Annotated in this window: 17 protein-coding genes; 16 read left to right on the top strand and 1 reads right to left on the bottom strand. The window is 46.9% G+C overall.

The genetic code is table 11. From position 1 onward, the window contains the following. Positions 1-17 precede the first annotated feature (17 nt). The 8 genes from B3M90_RS07330 to B3M90_RS07295 all read left to right on the top strand — a co-directional run bounded on the left by B3M90_RS07330 (position 18) and on the right by B3M90_RS07295 (position 8715). Positions 18-1061 (top strand): glyceraldehyde-3-phosphate dehydrogenase, encoded by a 1044-nt coding sequence (locus tag B3M90_RS07330; protein ID WP_214852875.1) that lies wholly within the window; start codon positions 18-20, stop codon positions 1059-1061. 258 nt (positions 1062-1319) lie between these two features. Continuing rightward, positions 1320-1706, top strand: a complete 387-nt coding sequence (gene speD / locus B3M90_RS07325) for an adenosylmethionine decarboxylase (protein WP_023469024.1) — start codon at positions 1320-1322, stop codon at positions 1704-1706. Positions 1707-1807: 101 nt separating this feature from the next. Then, positions 1808-2182 carry a hypothetical protein gene (locus B3M90_RS07320; protein ID WP_290783201.1) on the top strand — a complete coding sequence of 125 codons (375 nt, stop codon included), beginning with the start codon at positions 1808-1810 and terminating at the stop codon, positions 2180-2182. 13 nt (positions 2183-2195) lie between these two features. Further along, the gene (gene nrdR / locus B3M90_RS07315) at positions 2196-2672 is read left to right on the top strand and encodes a transcriptional regulator NrdR (RefSeq protein ID WP_035406313.1); all 477 of its coding nucleotides are present in this window, start codon (positions 2196-2198) and stop codon (positions 2670-2672) included. A gap of 72 nt (positions 2673-2744) precedes the next feature. Further along, positions 2745-4106 carry a replication initiation and membrane attachment family protein gene (locus B3M90_RS07310; protein ID WP_290754639.1) on the top strand — a complete coding sequence of 454 codons (1362 nt, stop codon included), beginning with the start codon at positions 2745-2747 and terminating at the stop codon, positions 4104-4106. Positions 4107-4118: 12 nt separating this feature from the next. Then, entirely contained in the window at positions 4119-5036 is a 918-nt protein-coding gene (gene dnaI / locus B3M90_RS07305; RefSeq protein ID WP_035406319.1) for a primosomal protein DnaI, read from the top strand. Positions 5037-5348: 312 nt separating this feature from the next. Further along, positions 5349-7289, top strand: a complete 1941-nt coding sequence (gene thrS, locus B3M90_RS07300) for a threonine--tRNA ligase (RefSeq protein WP_290783199.1) — start codon at positions 5349-5351, stop codon at positions 7287-7289. Between the two features lie 220 nt (positions 7290-7509). Continuing rightward, the gene (locus tag B3M90_RS07295) at positions 7510-8715 is read left to right on the top strand and encodes a right-handed parallel beta-helix repeat-containing protein (protein WP_290783197.1); all 1206 of its coding nucleotides are present in this window, start codon (positions 7510-7512) and stop codon (positions 8713-8715) included. Positions 8716-8762: 47 nt separating this feature from the next. On the opposite strand, the gene B3M90_RS07290 is transcribed toward B3M90_RS07295, so the two are convergent. Continuing rightward, positions 8763-10232, bottom strand: coding sequence for a catalase (locus B3M90_RS07290; protein ID WP_035406325.1), 1470 nt, complete (start codon positions 10230-10232; stop codon positions 8763-8765). Positions 10233-10664: 432 nt separating this feature from the next. On the opposite strand from B3M90_RS07290, the gene infC reads away from it, so the two are divergent. From infC to pheT, 8 genes are all read left to right on the top strand, one after another. Continuing rightward, entirely contained in the window at positions 10665-11195 is a 531-nt protein-coding gene (gene infC / locus B3M90_RS07285; RefSeq protein WP_029342318.1) for a translation initiation factor IF-3, read from the top strand. A 27-nt stretch (positions 11196-11222) separates the two neighbouring features. Further along, positions 11223-11417 carry a 50S ribosomal protein L35 gene (rpmI, locus tag B3M90_RS07280; RefSeq protein ID WP_023469015.1) on the top strand — a complete coding sequence of 65 codons (195 nt, stop codon included), beginning with the start codon at positions 11223-11225 and terminating at the stop codon, positions 11415-11417. A 37-nt stretch (positions 11418-11454) separates the two neighbouring features. Next, on the top strand, positions 11455-11814 hold the full coding sequence (rplT, locus tag B3M90_RS07275; protein ID WP_012371057.1) for a 50S ribosomal protein L20: 360 nt from the start codon (positions 11455-11457) through the stop codon (positions 11812-11814). A gap of 118 nt (positions 11815-11932) precedes the next feature. Continuing rightward, positions 11933-12415 carry a dUTP diphosphatase gene (locus B3M90_RS07270; protein WP_214852896.1) on the top strand — a complete coding sequence of 161 codons (483 nt, stop codon included), beginning with the start codon at positions 11933-11935 and terminating at the stop codon, positions 12413-12415. A 12-nt stretch (positions 12416-12427) separates the two neighbouring features. After that, complete coding sequence (locus tag B3M90_RS07265) at positions 12428-13510, top strand: M42 family metallopeptidase (protein WP_214852903.1); 1083 nt, start codon at positions 12428-12430, stop codon at positions 13508-13510. Continuing rightward, entirely contained in the window at positions 13485-14270 is a 786-nt protein-coding gene (locus tag B3M90_RS07260; protein WP_396205226.1) for a TrmH family RNA methyltransferase, read from the top strand. Before B3M90_RS07265 ends, B3M90_RS07260 begins: the two co-directional genes overlap by 26 nt. Before the next feature lie 308 nt (positions 14271-14578). Beyond that, positions 14579-15601, top strand: coding sequence for a phenylalanine--tRNA ligase subunit alpha (pheS, locus tag B3M90_RS07255; protein WP_290783193.1), 1023 nt, complete (start codon positions 14579-14581; stop codon positions 15599-15601). Positions 15602-15613: 12 nt separating this feature from the next. Beyond that, a complete protein-coding gene (pheT, locus tag B3M90_RS07250) occupies positions 15614-18010 on the top strand; it encodes a phenylalanine--tRNA ligase subunit beta (protein WP_290783191.1) in 2397 nt (798 codons plus the stop codon). Positions 18011-18131: the final 121 nt, after the last annotated feature.

Raw genomic sequence — 18131 nt, 5'->3', positions numbered from 1 at the left:
TGAAGGGGGATCCGCACATGGGAGTCAAGGTGGCAGTCAATGGTTTTGGTCGAATTGGTCGAATGGTCTTTCGACGTCTGATCGCTGAGGGGAAAAGCGAAGTCGTAGCAATCAATGCGAGTTATCCAGTCGAAACACTCGCGCATTTAATCAAGTATGATACGGTACACGGAAAATTCAATTACCCGGTCGACATCATCGATGGGGCGTTGATGGTTGACGGAAGAGAGATTCAAATTGTCAGTGAACGCAATCCTGAATTATTGCCGTGGGGGGAACTCGGCATCGATATCGTCGTCGAAGCAACAGGGAAGTTCAATTCGGATACGGGCGCTGCGAAGCATTTAGTGGCAGGAGCAAAAAAGGTCGTCATCACGGCACCTGCTAAAGGGGATGTTCGGACGATCGTCATGGGTGTCAATGATGACATGTATGATCATGAAACGGATGATATCGTTTCGAACGCATCGTGTACGACGAACTGTCTCGCACCTGTCGTACAAGTCATCGACCGTGCATTCGGAATCGAATCCGGTCTCGTCACGACGGTTCATGCGTTTACGAACGATCAAAATAACATTGATAACCCGCATAAGGATTTACGGCGCGCCCGGGCATGCGGCTCATCGATCATTCCGACGTCGACAGGCGCGGCAAAGGCGATCGCGCTCGTCTTGCCACATTTGGAAGGGAAATTAAATGGACTCGCGCTTCGTGTTCCGACACCGAACGTATCACTCGTCGATCTCGTCGTCGAAGTCAGTCGGGATACGACGGTCGCTGAAGTGAACGAAGCCTTCACGAAAGCAGCGGACGGTGCGCTTGAGGGCATTCTCGGAATGACGATGGAACCGCTCGTCTCAATCGACTTTAACGGAGAAGAACGTTCGACGGTCGTCGACGGGCTCTCGACGATGGTCATGGGTGGTCGTCAGGTGAAGGTCCTCGCTTGGTACGATAATGAGTGGGGTTACTCATGCCGCGTCGTCGATCTCGTACACCTCGTCTCGGCACACTTAGAGGCGATGGGAACCGTTGAAAAAGAACTTGAATTGAATTAATTATAACGGGCAGATCCCAGCAATGACGGGGGCTGTCCCGTTTTTTTTCTTAAAATATATTAATTTTTGAAATTTATCCTTGTGTATCTTTTTGATACTCGCTATAATTCAAATCGTGAACTTCAATCGGTCTGGCAATCGCAGCTTAAAGGGTTAGGACCTCTCTGGACTAACTTTCCCCCGTGGGTGCGAACGACTCAGGCGCAAAGTAAGTGATCAACTACTTTGAAGACCATTGAATGTAGGGGGGATCCACAAATGGATACTATGGGAAGACACATTATTGCAGAACTTTGGGATTGTAATCCTGAAAAATTGAACGACATGGAATTCGTTGAACGACTTTTCGTTGACGCAGCACTTCAAGCAGGTGCAGAAGTACGAGAAGTAGCATTCCACAAGTTTGCACCACACGGCGTCAGTGGCGTCGTCATTATCTCTGAATCGCATTTAACGATTCACAGTTTCCCAGAGCACGGGTATGCATCGGTTGATGTCTTTACTTGTGGGGATCGGATCGATCCAGCCATCGCAGCGAACTACATTGCTGAAAAGCTTGATGCGAAAATCCGTGAAAATGTCGAAATTCCACGTGGTATGGGACCTGTTCAAGTCCCAGCGGCTACTGTCCAGCACGTCAACTGACAATACACACGAATTCGTCAAGCCCTCGTCGTTCAGACGAGGGCTTTTTAATATGTCTGACGTCTGTTATTCTTAATAGTAGAAGAAACAAAGAAAAGAGGATGACCATGGGACTGAAGGAACGTTTGCAAAAACAGCTAGAGACATCCGATACACATAAAAACGAAAACCTACGCACACACTACTACGCAGCAACTGTGGAGATGTTATTTGCTGGTTTAGAAAATATCTTAAAGCAAGATGGCGGAACGGTTCGTCGTGTTGACGCGGAACGTGGAGAACTCGCTTTTACCTTAAAAGAAGTCGATGGACTTGCGACAGTCATCATGGTGGCAGGCGGACGTACTGCCGTCGATTTCTTCTTACACCGTGAAAGTCTTCTCGGACCTGATCTCGAGAAACAAATTGAGCGAATCTATACATCACTTGATGCAGGGTATCGATTAAAGATGATTGGAACAAAAGAAATCACGTGAACGGAGGTACGGCATGCGCTGTCCAGCCTGTAATTTTAACGGAACAAAAGTACTGGATTCAAGACCAGTCCAGGATTTCGGTTCGATTCGAAGAAGACGTGAATGTGAGTCTTGTGGCTATCGTTTTACGACATTCGAAATGGTCGAGCAGACCCCTTTAATCATCGTAAAGAAAGACGGAACGCGTGACGAGTTCAATCGCGAGAAAATTCTACGCGGATTAGTGCGTGCCTGTGAAAAACGACCGATTTCGATTGAACAGCTAGAAACAGTCGTCAGTCGGGTCGAAAAGGCATTACGAGCGACAGCTCAGCATGAGATTCCAAGTGAGCAGGTCGGACGTCTCGTATTAAATGAGCTAGCATCCGTTGACGAAGTGGCATATGTCCGCTTTGCGAGCGTTTATAAACAATTTAAGGACATCAATGTCTTTTTCCAAGAGCTCTCTGAACTGATGGAGCGACATCAGGAAAATGACCGTGAGAATTGAACGTGATATAAGAGAGGTCGTCTGTCCGGTCAGCGCACCTCTCTTTTTCTCCCTAAGGAAAGGACGAGTCAGATGATAGAACGTGAACTTTCCGGTACCGACCTTTGCTTAGTGATGAGCAATGGTGTCGTCGACCGTGAAGCTTATCAATCTTTATATTATTTGTACCAGCCGATTATCGGTGTTAAAGCGCTTGGGCTCTATCAAACGTTTTGGAGTGAGATGATCCCAGGGAAAACGAAATCCCAGTATATTTCCCATGCGGAACTCGGAACACTACTCGGGTTTTCCGTCGATGAGTTCAAGGAAGAGTTATTTAAGCTAGAAGGGATCGGGTTGATTCGAACGTTCGAAGCGCGCCAAGCCGCGTATCGTTACATTTATCAAATCCGGGTTCCGCTCGCGCCGAACACCTTCTTGAATGATGGGGTGTTATCGAGTCTGCTGTTCTATCGCGTCGGTGAAATCCGGTTCCGGTCGTTACAGCATCGTTTTCGGACGGAGCCGCTTCCGAAGAACATCGTTGATCGGACGGTTCGATTTGATCAAGTGTTCGACGTAAAAGCTGGTCTTGCTTCCGCTCATCAGCCGAAAGCTTATGCGAAACAGGAACGTGCGGTATATGAATTCGACTATTCTTTTGATCTAGAAGAGATGAAGCGACAGACCGATCGTTTCCTGCCACGAACATTTTACTCAAAGGCAATCGATCATCTGCTCGTGAAGCTTGCTTACGTCACGCAGTCGAATGAAGCATTGATGGCGGAACTGTTGAATGCCCGTTTCCGTCACGAAGCGTACTTGCCGATGACCGATGCTGAGAAGCAAGAACGCTGCAAACAGATGATGTTGTCAGCGAAACAAAAACTCAGCCGGGAGAAAAAAGCGAAGGTCGCCTCACTAGACACGATCGAGGTCGGAGACATCGAAGCGACGGAGACGATGGAAAGCACCCATCCGAAGCATTATGTAGCGAAGTTGCGAAAGGTCAAAGCGTTGTCTGAACGGGATGAAGAATTGATCCAACAATTGATCATCGATTATGAGATGTCGTCTGGGATCGTCAATGCTGCGTACTACTATGCGCTCGTCATCAAAAAAGATAATCGCTTCAGCAAGAACTTCCTCTTATCGATCGTTGATGATTGGAAACAGAAGGGATACGTGACGGCATCCGAGGCATTAGCGAAGACGCAGGAGCAGGATGAGTTGATTTCAAAAAAGCAGGAGCAAAAACAAGAACGTGCGCGTCAAACTGTTGGTGGTCGCCGGGGACGGACAAGCAACACGAATGGCGGTCCGAATCCGAAGTGGTTGCAAGAAGAGAAAGCGAAACAGCAGCAGTACGAAGCCTCTAAAAAAGCGAGTTTCGAAGCAGATGTTCCAGATGATGAAGAAATGGAACGGATCTTACGAGAACTGAAGGGGAACTAAAGGAGTCGAGACATGGAACATATCCAATCATCTATCGAAAAAATATTAAGTCGACCGGACGTCGCAGAATCGGTTCGAGCGATTCAACAACGAGTGTTGTCTCATCCAGGTGTCGTCATGTTCTTACGGACACATCCGGAGATCGATCAACGGATGATCGAGCGGGGCATGCTCAAATTGAATGAATATGCGGAACAGATGGACGGAAATCGACTGATTGAAAGTAAAGCAGTCATCGAAGGGTACCAGCCGATCCTGCACGTCGAAAAAGGACAGATCGTCGTCTCGTATGAGAAGTCGCAAGCGTTAAAAGACCGAGAGGATGAACGTGCGCTTGAGAAGAAATTTAAGAGCCTGTTCCTGCCGGATGAAGTCCGCGATGCGAACTTCAGTGATTTTGACTTATCGACGACGGACCGTAAGCTTGCCTTGCGTGCGGCGTCTCAGTTCCTCAATCATCTCCGCTCGAAGGAGACGGTCAAGGGATTATACCTTCATGGTAGCTTTGGCGTCGGGAAAACATACCTCTTGGCTGCGATCGGGAATGCTTTGAAAAAAGAACGGATTGCAACGATTCTTGTCCATGCCCCGGGGTTTGTCGCTGAAGCGAAACGGCGGATTCGGTCTGACTCATTCGATACATTCCTCGAAGGATTTCAAACGATTCCAGTCTTGTTGATTGACGATATCGGTGCTGAATCGATCAGCCCGTGGGTACGTGATGAATTGTTCGGGATCATTTTGCAGTATCGCATGATGCATCGTCTGCCAACATTATTCAGCTCGAACTTATCTTATGATGAACTCGAGCTCCATTTCGGAATCACGAACGATCAAGGCGATAAGTTAAAGGCTGCACGACTGATGGAACGAATCCGGACGACGACGCAACCAATCGAGTTCCTTGGTGAAAATCGACGTCGCTACTAATTTTCCTTGTCAAGGAAGCAACGGATTCGTTATACTAATGACACGTCAATAGACGATGCAACGATTGAGGATATGGAGTATGAAATGAACCAAACTAGCGAGAGAAGAACGGTGGAAGCTTCTCATGGCATCATTCATGTCTTTACTCCCTCATAGCACGAACGGGGCTAATCCGTTTGCGCCTCACGCCCGTTAACGCGTGTTCGAGCCGAACCAGTACATGGTCCGGGAACGAGGGTGGTACCACGACATTAAGACTCGTCCCTTTTTAGGGATGAGTCTTTTTTTATTTTGTAAAAGGGGGAAACAGTCATGTCAAACATCGCACTTACATTTCCAGACGGCGCCGTAAAGGAATTTGCAGCCGGCACGACAGCTGAAGAAGTGGCAGCTTCGATCAGCCCAGGTCTTCGTAAAAAAGCCTTTGCTGCTAAATTGAACGGGCACGCCATCGATTACCGTCGTCCAATCGAAGAGGACGGTACAATTGAATTGATCATGCCGGATTCAGAAGAAGGGCTCGACTTGATTCGTCACTCTTCAGCTCATTTGATGGCACAAGCCATCAAACGTCTGTATCCGGATGAAACGATTCATCTTGGAATTGGACCGACAATCGAGAATGGTTTTTACTATGACATCGATATGGAACGTCGTCTGACAGAAGAGGACCTTCCAGAAATCGAGAAGATGATGAATAAAATTGCCGGTGAAAACTTGCCGATCGAACGAGAAGTCGTCTCGCGTGACGAGGCACTTGCCATCTATAAAGAACTCAATGATCCGTTGAAGGTTGAATTGATCGAGTCGATTCCTGCTGATCAGGATTTGACGATTTACCGTCAAGGCGAATTCTTCGATCTATGCCGTGGACCACACGTTCCAGCGACAGCGAAGCTACAAGTCTTCAAATTGATGAGCATTGCTGGTGCTTACTGGCGTGGTGATTCGAAAAACAAGATGTTACAACGGATTTACGGTACAGCATGGGCAACAAAAGATCAGTTGAAACAACACCTCCACTTCCTCGCTGAAGCAAAAGAACGGGATCACCGTAAACTCGGGAAGGAACTTGGATTGTTCTTCACTTCTCAAGAAGTCGGTCAAGGACTCCCGATGTGGTTACCAAAAGGAGCAGCGATCCGCCGGACAGTCGAGCGTTATATCGTCGATAAAGAACTCGAACTTGGGTATGAGCACGTCTATACACCGGTCCTCGGTTCAGTCGATCTATACAAAACATCGGGGCACTGGGATCACTATCAAGATGACATGTTCCCGAAAATGGAGATGGACAATGAAGAACTCGTTCTTCGCCCGATGAACTGTCCACATCATATGATGGTCTATAAGAACGAACCACGTTCGTACCGTGATTTACCACTTCGTGTCGCGGAGCTTGGTGGCATGCACCGTTACGAAATGTCTGGTGCCTTGACTGGTCTTCAACGCGTTCGTTACATGGTTCTTAACGATGGACATACGTTCGTCCGTCCTGACCAAATGAAAGAGGAGTTTAAAGCCATCGTTCATCTCATTCAAGAAGTCTATGCTGATTTCGGGATCACGGATTACAAATTCCGTCTTTCATACCGTGACCCAGCGGACAAAGAGAAGTACTTCGACAACGATGCGATCTGGGAAATGGCGCAACGTGAGTTGAAAGAAACAATGGATGAGCTCGAACTCGAATACTTCGAAGCAGAAGGCGAAGCCGCCTTCTACGGACCAAAGCTTGACGTTCAAGTTCGGACAGCGCTTGGTAAAGATGAGACGCTCTCAACAGTCCAACTCGACTTCCTCTTACCAGAGCGATTCGAATTGACATACAAAGGGAACGACGGACAAGATCACCGTCCAGTCGTCTTACACCGAGGTGTCGTATCAACGATGGAACGCTTCGTTGCTTACTTGATCGAAGAATACAAAGGCGCATTCCCAACATGGCTCGCACCGGTTCAGGTGAAATTGATTCCGGTCTCGAGCGTTCATGAAGACTATGCCCGTGAAATCAAAGCGATCCTGTTGAAAAAGGGAATCCGCGTCGAAACAGATTTCCGTGACGAGAAACTCGGTTATCGTATTCGTGAAGCACAAGTCAATAAAGTACCCGTCATGCTCGTTTTAGGTGACAAAGAAGTTGAATCACGCGAAGTCAACATTCGTCGTTACGGTTCAAAAGACTCGAGTAATGCATCACTCGAACAATTCGTTGCAGATTTAGAGCAAGAAATCGCAAACCGTTCAAAATAATTCTAGCCTCATGAAAGAGTTCGTCCTGCTGATGTAGGGCGGACTTTTTTCGTGATGTGATTCTTAAAAGAAGGAAGCAACAAGCCGATGATAAAGGTAGATCATCCAGCTACATCTATCCAGCATAACCGAAAATCATTTTTCCTTTAATTGGATAAATTCTATAATAAACCTTCATGGGATAGAATGTTTTGAAGGGTAGGAAGGAAGTTACAGAAAAATGAAACAGACGACTCTTGCTGTTTTCATCGCCTTTTCACTTTTAATAGGTGTTCATCCGGGAAAAGCAGATGCGGCGACGACTAAAAAGACGTACCGGATTACACCAAAAACAGAAGCGATTGACCCAGCAATCCGTAAATATACGACCTATAATGCAAAGACACGCAATCATTATACGATGCGTTCTTATTTGGAACGACTTGAAAAAGAAGGGGGAGGCACCCTCGTTCTAACAAAGGGAACGTATCTGTCCCCTTTACGTGTTGGTATCCCGTCCAATACGACGGTGATCCTAGAGGATGGTGTCATCATCAAAAAGACGACAGAGACAGGGACGACAAAGATTAGTTCGACGACGAGTGTCTTTGATTTCGTTGCGCCATCGGTTTTGCGTCTGAATAAAAAAGTTGGCAAATATAACGGTTCACAGAACGTTAAACTCATCGGTAAGGGGAATGCACAGATCGACTTGAATCGATATGCGCGTGGTTCGGCTTTCGCTATTGCCCATAATCAAAACTTATATATCGGCGGCATCACAGTACGGAATCAAAAGGGTTCACATGCGATGGAACTTGATGCGACGAAGAAGGCAGTCATCGAAAACATGAAATTCGTCGATGCTGTCATGATACCGAATACAGGTCCGAATGAATCGATTAATCTCGATACTCCAGATCCAATCACGAAGGGCTTCAACTGGAAGTGGTCGAATCAAGATGGCACTCCAAATGAAGACATCACGATTCGTAATAACTTGTTCCGTAACATCAATGTGGCGATCGGCACACATCAATACACAGAAAACAAATTACACACGAACGTCCGGATTGAAAAAAATACGATTGACGGAACGAAGGATTATGCGATTTCGATGATGAACTGGAAGAATCCAACGGTCCGTTACAATACGATCCGAAACGTGCATCGAGCAGATGGGAAAGCGATGACGATTCTCGGTAGAGGAGTTGTCGGAGGGACGATTCGCTACAATCGATTGGAAGACGCGGATCGTGCGATTCAAATGCAACCGTTCCAAAGCAACGGCTATTCTCCCATTTATAATACGTTTACAGCAGAACAAAAACGTTACATGCAACAAAATACAGTCAAGCAGGTTGGACTCGATCAAATCGTCTTATTCAAAAAATTGAATGAGTTCACGTATAAAACAGCAGAGCGCTACGATTTCATTCTATACTAAGACATAAGAAAGCACCCAAGACTAGCGTCGAGGGTGCTCGTTTTGCGTTATGAGCGCATTTGTTGCAGGAACGGTTCGATATTGACTTGTAAAGCTTCTGATAGCTTCTGACCGAGTGATGCATCAGCACGATAGAAGTTACAGATTGCGAGCAGGACCGTATTTTCATGACGCACTTGCTGAAGGTCGTTGACGAGGTTCTTCAAGAGAGCTGCTTGCTCTTCTTCTGTCAGGCGACGGTATACTTCTCCGGCTTGACCAAAGTTATTCGTCTTCTCGATTTCGAGACGACCATGTTTATCATCAAGCAACGGTTGATTTTCTTCCGTATACTCGGGTGTTTCTTTTGGTTCTTCTTGATAACGGTTCGGTTCGTAGTTGACCGGACTCGTTTGCTGACCGACCGGCATTGCACCGTCACGTTGGTAGTTGTTCACTTGTGCAAACGGACAGTTGATTGGAAGTTGTTGATAATTCGTGCCAATACGGTAGCGTTGTGTGTCCGAGTAAGAGAATAAGCGACCTTGTAACAACTTATCTTCAGATGGCAACATCCCTGGAATCAAGACACCTGGGTTGAACCCGACTGATTCTGTTTCAGCGAAATAGTTATCGACGTTTTTGTTCAATGTCATCGTACCGACGTGTTGGAACGGGATGACATCTTCGAACCAATCCTTTGTCGCATCGAGCGGATCGAAATCGAACTGATCGACGTCAGCTGGATCAAGTACCTGTACGAACAGATCCCATTCCGGGTAATCGCCATCTTCAATCGCTTGGAACGTATCGTTTGAAGCATGGTTGAAGTCTTTTCCTTGAATCTCTGTCGCTTCTTCTGCTGAGAGATTATGAACACCAGCTTTTGGTACCCAGCGTAGTTTCACATAAACCGTATTACCGTGTGCATTCACCCATTTGAATGAGTGAACGGAAGAACCACGCATTTTACGGTAGCTTGCAGGAATACCCTCATCCGTGAAAAGGTGCATGAGCATGTTCGTCGATTCCGGACGAAGTGTCATGAAGTCCCAGTAACGGTCAGGATCTTGAATGTTCGTTCTTGGATCTGGTTTGAGAGAATGGACCATATCTGGGAATTTCATGGCGTCGCGAATGAAGAAGACAGGAAGATTGTTCCCGACGAAATCCCAGTTTCCTTCTTCTGTATAGAACTTGACAGAGAATCCACGTGGATCGCGGAGCGTCTCTGGAGAATGCGTGCCGTGAATAACAGTCGAGAAACGGGCGAAGACAGGAACTTCTGTCCCTTCTTCTTGTAGAAACGCAGCTTTCGTGTACTTTTTCATTGAATTTTTGACAGTGAAGACACCGTGAGCACCGAATCCACGAGCATGTACGACGCGCTCAGGTACACGTTCCCGGTCGAAATGGGCCATCTTTTCAATTAATTGATAGTCTTCTAATAAAGTTGGTCCGCGACGTCCAGCCGTACGTGAATTCTGGTTGTCTCCGATTGGGACACCTTGATTGGTCGTTAATCGTTTTTCAGTCATCTGTTATTCTCCCCTTTATGTAAGATTAAATTAATTATAAAACAATAATCATTCTAAATAAACAGTTTTGCTTGCGAATGTTCTGAATCTTTTTTCATGTTATGAATGTACCCGTGAAAAACTGGTTAGAAACTTCTTGCTTATCGCTCAAAGGATTGCTATTATAATCAAGTATGTGAGCAACGTTCTGTAAGAACATAGAAAGCGGCTTGACATCACGGGAAAACAAGTGCTATGATAGCAAAGTGAAATGACAACAAAGCAGAAGCATCCCGCTTCTCACCATGTATGATCACTCGTACTGGTTCATCATGAAGATACGCAATGTATAGCAAATGCTGTGCCTTGGCGTTCCTTATGAGTGTGGGCGGGAAAAACTGCCGACGCTTTTTTTATAGCGTTTTCTATCATTCATTTTTCGTGCAATGCACGATGGAGGTGCTAACCATTAGCAAAGATCTGTTAATCAATGAAAGCATCCGTGCCCGGGAAGTTCGTCTTATCGGAGCGGATGGTGCTCAACTAGGTGTCCAATCACGCAACGAAGCGCTACGTCTCGCAGAGGAAGCGGAACTTGACCTCGTCATGGTCGCTCCACAAGCGACGCCGCCAGTTTGTAAGATCATGGACTACGGTAAATACCGTTTCGAGATGCAAAAGAAGGACAAAGAAACTCGGAAGAATCAGAAAGTGATTCAGATGAAAGAAGTTCGTCTTAGCCCGACGATCGAGGAGAACGACTTCCAAACGAAATTCCGTAATGCGAAGAAATTCTTGGAGAATGGTAACAAAGTGAAAGCGAGCATTCGCTTCCGCGGTCGTGCCATCACTCACTCGGAAATCGGTAAACGCGTTCTCGAACGCCTCGCAACGGATTTAAGTGAGTTCGGTGTTGTGGAACAGAGACCGAAGATGGAAGGACGCAGCATGTTCCTCGTGCTTGCTCCTAAGAAAGAAGACTAATCGAATCGAAGTAGGAGGGAATCTCTCATGCCTAAAATGAAATCGCACCGCGGTGCTTCTAAACGTTTCAAACGTACTGCTTCTGGCAAATTGAAACGTGGTCGTGCTTACACAAGCCACTTGTTCGGTAACAAATCAACAAAAGCGAAACGTAAATTACGTAAAGCTAGCATGGTATCTACGGGTGACTTCAAACGCATCCGTCACATGATCGCGAAGTAATTTATCCAATCGTATACAGATTTAGGAGGGAATTTATATGCCACGCGTAAAAGGCGGATATACGACTCGTCAACGTCGTAAAAAACAACTCAAATTAGCTAAGGGCTACTACGGCTCGAAACATACACTCTTCAAGGTTGCGAAACAGCAAGTCATGAAATCTCTCATGTACGCTTACCGTGACCGTCGTCAAAAGAAACGTGACTTCCGTCGCCTCTGGATCACTCGGATCAATGCGGCAGCACGTATCAACGGTCTTTCTTACAGCCGCATGATGCATGGTCTTAAATTAGCAGGTATCGACGTTAACCGTAAGATGCTCGCTGACCTCGCAGTTACAGATGCAACTGCATTTGCTTCACTTGCTGACACAGCAAAAGCAAAATTGAACGCTTAAGTTCTACAATTCGTCGGGGAATTTAATTCTCCGACGTTTTTTTCGATTTAATGATAAAATAAGAAGGCACGTCGATGAGACGGTCATATGATTTTTTTAGATAGAAGGAGAATTAAAGATGGATTGGTTGACACTTTTTGAGATGCAAGAACAGTTGGATAAACGGATTCAGTCAGAACATCAATTAACAGGCAATCAATTCGACGAGCGTCTGCTTGCCTTATTGGTCGAACTCGGTGAACTTGCGAACGAGACACGTTGCTTCAAGTTCTGGTCGAACAAGGGACCATCCGCTCAAGTCACAATTCTTGAGGAATATGTCGATGGCGTCCATTTTCTACTCTCACTAGGTCTAGCACTTGAGTATAAGAAGAGTCATTTTGCAGAAGGTGACTTCTATTTAACGGCAACGGATGCTTTTTTAGACGTCTATAATAAAACGAACGTCTTCGCGATTTCGCGGACGGAACAAAGTTATGATGTTTTGATTGGTGCATACCTTGCATTAGGTGCTACACTAGGTTTTACACAGGATATGATTTTCAAGGCTTACATTTCTAAAAATGAAGCAAACCATGTACGACAAGACAACGGTTACTAAGGAGGAAATCAGATGAATGAACAATTACATATGCTAAAACGTCTCACGGACGCAACAGGTGTACCGGGAAATGAAAAGGAAGTCCGGAGCCTCATGCGTGAATATCTAGAACCCCATGCAGAAGCATTCCACCAAGATGGTCTCGGTAGTCTGTTTGCTGAACATAAAGGCGCAGGTGAAGATGCACCACGTGTATTGATTGCTGGTCACATGGATGAAGTCGGATTCATGGTCACGAAGATCGATGAAAAAGGATTCCTTCGTTTCCAACCACTCGGCGGTTGGTGGGGTCAGGTCCTCTTGGCGCAGCGTATGAATATTGTGACATCATCTGGTGAAGTCATCCCAGGTGTAATCGGCGCAAAACCACCTCATGTTTTACCACCGGAAGCGCGCAATAAGCCGGTCGACATTAAAGAGATGTTCATCGATATCGGTGCTTCATCGAAAGACGAAGTCGACAGCTGGGGAATTCGTCCGGGTGATACGGTCGTTCCACATTGCGAATTTACTGTGATGAAAAATGAGAACTTCTTGATGGCAAAAGCGTGGGACAACCGGATTGGTTGTGCCATCGCAATCGAAGCAATCAAACGCTTAAAAGCAGACGGACATCCGAACACGATTTTCGCAGGAGCGACTGTTCAGGAAGAAGTCGGGTTACGCGGGGCTCAAACTGTCGCACACCTGCTTAAACCATCGATCGCCTTTGCTGTCGATACAGGTATCCCGGGTGATACGCCAGGAATGACCGATCGTGAAGCATTGTCGAAATTAGGTGAAGGCGTTCAAGTCATCATGTTCGACGCGTCGATGATCGCACATCGCGGATTGATCGATTTCGTGACGAAAGTCGCAACAGAAGAAAATATCAAGTATCAACTGGACTTAACACCAGGTGGCGGAACGGATGCAGCGAAGTTCCATTTATCGAATACAGGTGTTCCATCACTTGCATTGACTGTACCGATTCGTTATCTGCACACGAACGTCTCAATCATGCATAAGGCCGATTTCGAAGCAGCCGTCGATTTAGTCGTTGCTGTGACAAAACGTCTTGATGCGGAGACTGTCCAAGCGATCTACGAGGGGTAATATAACAATGAAGCACATCGCATCAGCAAAGAACGAAATCGTTAAACAATGGAAAAAACTCTTAACGAAAAAAGGACGTCTGCAGACGAATCGCTTTTTGATTGAGGGAGAACACTTGATTGAAGAGGCTGTTCGCGCTGGAATCGTCAAGGAATTGATCGTGCGTGAATCGTATCAAGTACCCGGTTCTTGGAAACGGAACGCCGATGTCTTTACGATCGATGAAGCCGTCATCAAAGTACTGGCTGAGACGGAAACGTCGCAAGGTATCTTCGCTGTCTGTGAGATGAAACAAGCTTCGGTACAATTAGAGCGAGGACGTTATTTACTACTCGATCGTTTGCAGGATCCCGGAAACGTCGGGACGATGATTCGAACAGCTGACGCAGCTGGATTCGATGGTGTCGTCGTCGGACCGGGAACGGTTGACGTCTATAACGGAAAAGTCATCCGTGCGACACAAGGATCGCTATTTCACTTACCTGTTATCGCAATGCCACTCGAAGAGGCAGTCAATGCCTTGCATGAACAAGGGATTGCGGTAATCGGCACGGCGTTAGAAGGAGCGACGTCTTATCAAGGGATCGCACCGATGGATGCTCTCGGTTTAATTATCGGGAACGAAGCACAAGGCGTGGCGCCAGAGTTGCTTTCTTACTGTGATGAGCGTGCCTACATCCCGATCCGTGGTAAAGCGGAGTCATTGAATGCGGCAGTAGCAGCAGGCATTTTGCTCTATTATTTTGCAAGCGTGGATTGAAACCGACAGGCGTTCATGCTAAAGTGAACATCAGGAATACATCACGGACGTTGATGGAACAGAGTACGTTAGGGAATGATTCAATCAGGGAGAGGCAGTCATAGACTGAAAACTGCTTCGTGAATCTGCTAACCGAATTCACTCCGGAGTCGCACGAGAGATCGTGACGGGATGCGCCCGTTATCGCGCAATTGGAGGACTTTTCGATTGAAAAGTCAAACAAGGGTGGTACCACGGTGTTTACATCGTCCCTTCGGCATTTGCCGGAGGGACGTTTTTTTATATCTTCAACTAAAGGAGTGGGAAAGATGCGCGAGCAATTAGAAGCATTACGCGATGAAGCGTTGACATTAGTCGATCAGGCAACAACACAAAAAGATCTCAATGACGTCCGAGTCAAGTATCTCGGGAAAAAGGGACCAATCACGGAAGTATTACGAGGAATGGGTAAGCTATCAGCGGAAGAACGACCAGTCGTCGGTGAGATCGCGAATGCGGTTCGTCAAGCGATCCAAGAGCAACTCGAACAACGTTTGACAGCTGTCAAACAGCAGGAGATGGATGCGAAACTGGCAACGGAAGCAATTGACGTCACATTACCAGGACGCCCGAAAAAGGTCGGTCATGCGCACCTCTTGCAACAGGTGTCAGATGAGATCGAAGACATCTTCGTCGGACTCGGTTATACGATTGCGGAAGGTCCAGAAGTCGAGCAAGATCTTTTCAACTTCGAGATGTTGAATTTACCGAAGGATCACCCAGCACGTGATATGCAAGATTCATTCTACATCACGGAAGAAATTTTGATGCGAACGCATACGTCACCAGTCCAAGCGCGGACGATGCTCGCTTCTAAAGGGGAACCGATCCGTATTCTCTGCCCAGGTAAAGTCTATCGCCGGGATGAAGATGATGCGACGCACTCGCACCAATTCATGCAAGTCGAAGGACTAGTCGTCGGAGAATCGATTTCGATGGCTGACTTAAAAGGAACGCTTGAAGCCTTCGCGAAGCAGATGTTTGGTGAAGCACGTGAAGTCCGCTTACGCCCAAGTTTCTTCCCATTCACGGAGCCGTCCGTCGAAGTCGACGTTTCGTGCTTCAAATGTAGCGGTAAAGGATGCAACATCTGTAAACAGACGGGTTGGATTGAAATTCTAGGTGCTGGAATGGTTCATCCTCACGTTCTCGAAATGGCCGAATATGATAGCACGAAAATGTCAGGTTTTGCATTCGGAATGGGCATCGAACGGATTGCCATGTTGAAATACGGTGTCGATGATATTCGCCACTTCTATACGAATGACGTTCGCTTCAGCGAACAGTTTTAAGGGGGAACGCAGATGTTAGTCTCAAAACAATGGTTGAACGAATATGTGGATGTCAGTCATACATCAGGACAAGACCTGGCTGATTTGATTACTAAGAGCGGAATCGAAGTCGAAGGCGTTGATGTCCGGGATGAAGCGTTAAACAACATCGTCGTCGGACGTGTGTTAACGAAAGAAAAACATCCAGAAGCAGATAAATTGAACGTCACGACGGTCGACATCGGACAAGACGAACCGGTTCAGATCGTTTGTGGTGCACCGAATGTCGAAGCAGGACAAGATGTCATCGTCGCGCGTGTCGGAGCTCGCTTGCCAGGGATTAAAATCAAACGTGCCAAATTGCGCGGTGTCGTCTCGGAAGGGATGATTTGTTCACTCGAAGAACTCGGATTCGAAAAGAAATACATCCGAGAAGATGAGCAAGACGGAATCCACACGTTCCGTGAACCAGTCACACCGGGACAAGATGTTCTAGAATTACTCGGTCTACGCGATGAAATCCTCGAACTTGGGTTAACGCCGAACCGGTCGGACTGTCTCAGCATGTATGGTGTCGCACACGAAGTGGCCGCGCTTTATGACACGACACCGACTTTCCCGGTCGTTGAAGTCAAAGAAGCAGAGCCAGCGACGACAGTAGAAGTAACGCTTGATTCAGAGGAGTGCTCGTTCTACGCGGCTCGAGAAATCCAAGGGGTGACGATTCAAGAATCACCGACTTGGTTAAAAAACCGCTTGATTGCAAATGGCATTCGTCCGATCAACAACGTCGTCGACGTCACGAACTTCGTTTTACTTGAAACAGGTCAGCCGCTTCATTCATTCGATGCCGAAAAACTCGGGAAACAAATCGTCGTGCGTCAAGCACGTGCAGGGGAGTCATTCACGACGTTAGACGAAGTCGAGCGGACACTTGATTCTTCGATGCTCGTCATCACAGACGGTGAACGCCCGGTCGCGCTTGCTGGAGTCATGGGTGGAGCAAATACCGAAGTGGACGGTAATACGACATCGATCATTTTAGAGTCTGCTTATTTCGCACCGATTTCTGTCCGGAAGACGAGCCGTGTTCTTGGACTCCGTTCTGACTCGAGTGCGCGTTTTGAAAAAGGTGTCGACCCACGTCGTGTCTTGTTAGCACTCGATCGTGCTGCAGCTTTGATTGCTGAACTCTCGGGTGGAACGGTTCAAGCCGGTGTCGCTCAAGCCGGAACGCTCGAGCTTGACGATCATTTGATTGAAGCGAGTGTCTCGTACATCAATCATCGTCTTGGTATGGAAATTGAAGGAACGGTCATGCAAACGTTACTCGAACGTCTTGGTCTCGGTGTTGAATTATCGGGGGATGCCTTGACGGTCAGCGTACCGACTCGCCGCCAAGATTTGAAAATTCCGGCTGATTTAGCGGAAGAGGTCGCACGTCTCTATGGATATGATGCCCTGACTTCAAGCTTACCGTCTGAAGCAAGCCGTGGTTTCTTACCAAAACGGAACATCCATCGTCGTCATTTACGCCGGACACTGCAGGGAGCAGGTCTTTCGCAAGCGATCACGTATTCATTGACGAGCGAACAACGCGCGATGCAATTCAATGAACGGGAAGATTTGCATCCAGTCAAACTGGCGATGCCAATCAGTGAAGCACGTTCGACATTGCGGACATCACTCATTCCGGGACTCCTTGAAGTCGCACAACATAACGTCGCTCGACAGCATGCCGATGTTGCGTTTTATGAACTCGGCAGTGTTTATCTGCAACGGGATGCGTCACTTGAGACACTTCCGATCGAACAAGAAATGATCGGCGGCGTCGCAGTCGGTGTCTCAGAACAACACCGGGCTCATGGCACACTTGTCAAAACAGATTTCTTCGTCATGAAAGGAATCGTCGAGACACTCGCATCTGCGTCTGGTGTCACGTTGACGTTCGAAGCAGCGAGCATTCCATCAATGCACCCAGGACGGACGGCGCGCGTTCTGCTTGACGGAGAAGCAATTGGATTCGTCGGTCAAGTGCATCCTGGTCTGTCAAAAGAACAGTATGGTCTAAAAGAAGTGTACGTCTTCGAATTAGAGGCGATGGCATTGCGTTCGAAAGAGGAACAGGTCTACTCGGAAATCTCACGTTTCCCATCGATGACACGTGACTTAGCAATCGTCGTCGAGCGATCAGTGACGGCGCAATCCATCGTCGATGTCATGACGGAAGCAGCCGGTCCACTTTTACAGACGATCGAATTGTTCGATGTCTATACGGGTGAGAACGTCGGAGAGAATGAAAAATCATTCGCTTTCTCACTCCGTTATCAAAACAAGGAACGGACGTTAGTCGATGAAGAAATCACGACAGCGCAACAACGAGTCGTAGATGCAGTGAAAGAAACATTCAATGCGGAACTTCGCGCATAATTAGGTAATGGAATGGGACATGGATCATGATGAAGATTCCACGGTTACCTATTTTCAGATTAAAAGTAAAATGCAGTTCTTTTCTTAACTGAAAAGAACTGCATTTTTTTGTTTCATAGCG

The organism is Exiguobacterium sp. UBA6309, from assembly GCF_002439205.1.
Taxonomy (GTDB): Bacteria; Bacillota; Bacilli; order Exiguobacteriales; family Exiguobacteriaceae; genus Exiguobacterium_A.
The sequence above is the reverse complement of the archived record's forward strand: the minus strand, read 5'-3'. Positions and strand labels throughout refer to the sequence as shown.

Coding starts and splice junctions, on each gene's coding strand:
- B3M90_RS07330 (WP_214852875.1), top strand. CDS start 18: ATGGGAGTCAAGGTGGCAGTCAATGGTTTTGGTCGAATTGGTCGAATG.
- speD (WP_023469024.1), top strand. CDS start 1,320: ATGGATACTATGGGAAGACACATTATTGCAGAACTTTGGGATTGTAAT.
- B3M90_RS07320 (WP_290783201.1), top strand. CDS start 1,808: ATGACCATGGGACTGAAGGAACGTTTGCAAAAACAGCTAGAGACATCC.
- nrdR (WP_035406313.1), top strand. CDS start 2,196: ATGCGCTGTCCAGCCTGTAATTTTAACGGAACAAAAGTACTGGATTCA.
- B3M90_RS07310 (WP_290754639.1), top strand. CDS start 2,745: ATGATAGAACGTGAACTTTCCGGTACCGACCTTTGCTTAGTGATGAGC.
- dnaI (WP_035406319.1), top strand. CDS start 4,119: ATGGAACATATCCAATCATCTATCGAAAAAATATTAAGTCGACCGGAC.
- thrS (WP_290783199.1), top strand. CDS start 5,349: ATGTCAAACATCGCACTTACATTTCCAGACGGCGCCGTAAAGGAATTT.
- B3M90_RS07295 (WP_290783197.1), top strand. CDS start 7,510: ATGAAACAGACGACTCTTGCTGTTTTCATCGCCTTTTCACTTTTAATA.
- B3M90_RS07290 (WP_035406325.1), bottom strand. CDS start 10,232: ATGACTGAAAAACGATTAACGACCAATCAAGGTGTCCCAATCGGAGAC.
- infC (WP_029342318.1), top strand. CDS start 10,665: ATGGAGGTGCTAACCATTAGCAAAGATCTGTTAATCAATGAAAGCATC.
- rpmI (WP_023469015.1), top strand. CDS start 11,223: ATGCCTAAAATGAAATCGCACCGCGGTGCTTCTAAACGTTTCAAACGT.
- rplT (WP_012371057.1), top strand. CDS start 11,455: ATGCCACGCGTAAAAGGCGGATATACGACTCGTCAACGTCGTAAAAAA.
- B3M90_RS07270 (WP_214852896.1), top strand. CDS start 11,933: ATGGATTGGTTGACACTTTTTGAGATGCAAGAACAGTTGGATAAACGG.
- B3M90_RS07265 (WP_214852903.1), top strand. CDS start 12,428: ATGAATGAACAATTACATATGCTAAAACGTCTCACGGACGCAACAGGT.
- pheS (WP_290783193.1), top strand. CDS start 14,579: ATGCGCGAGCAATTAGAAGCATTACGCGATGAAGCGTTGACATTAGTC.
- pheT (WP_290783191.1), top strand. CDS start 15,614: ATGTTAGTCTCAAAACAATGGTTGAACGAATATGTGGATGTCAGTCAT.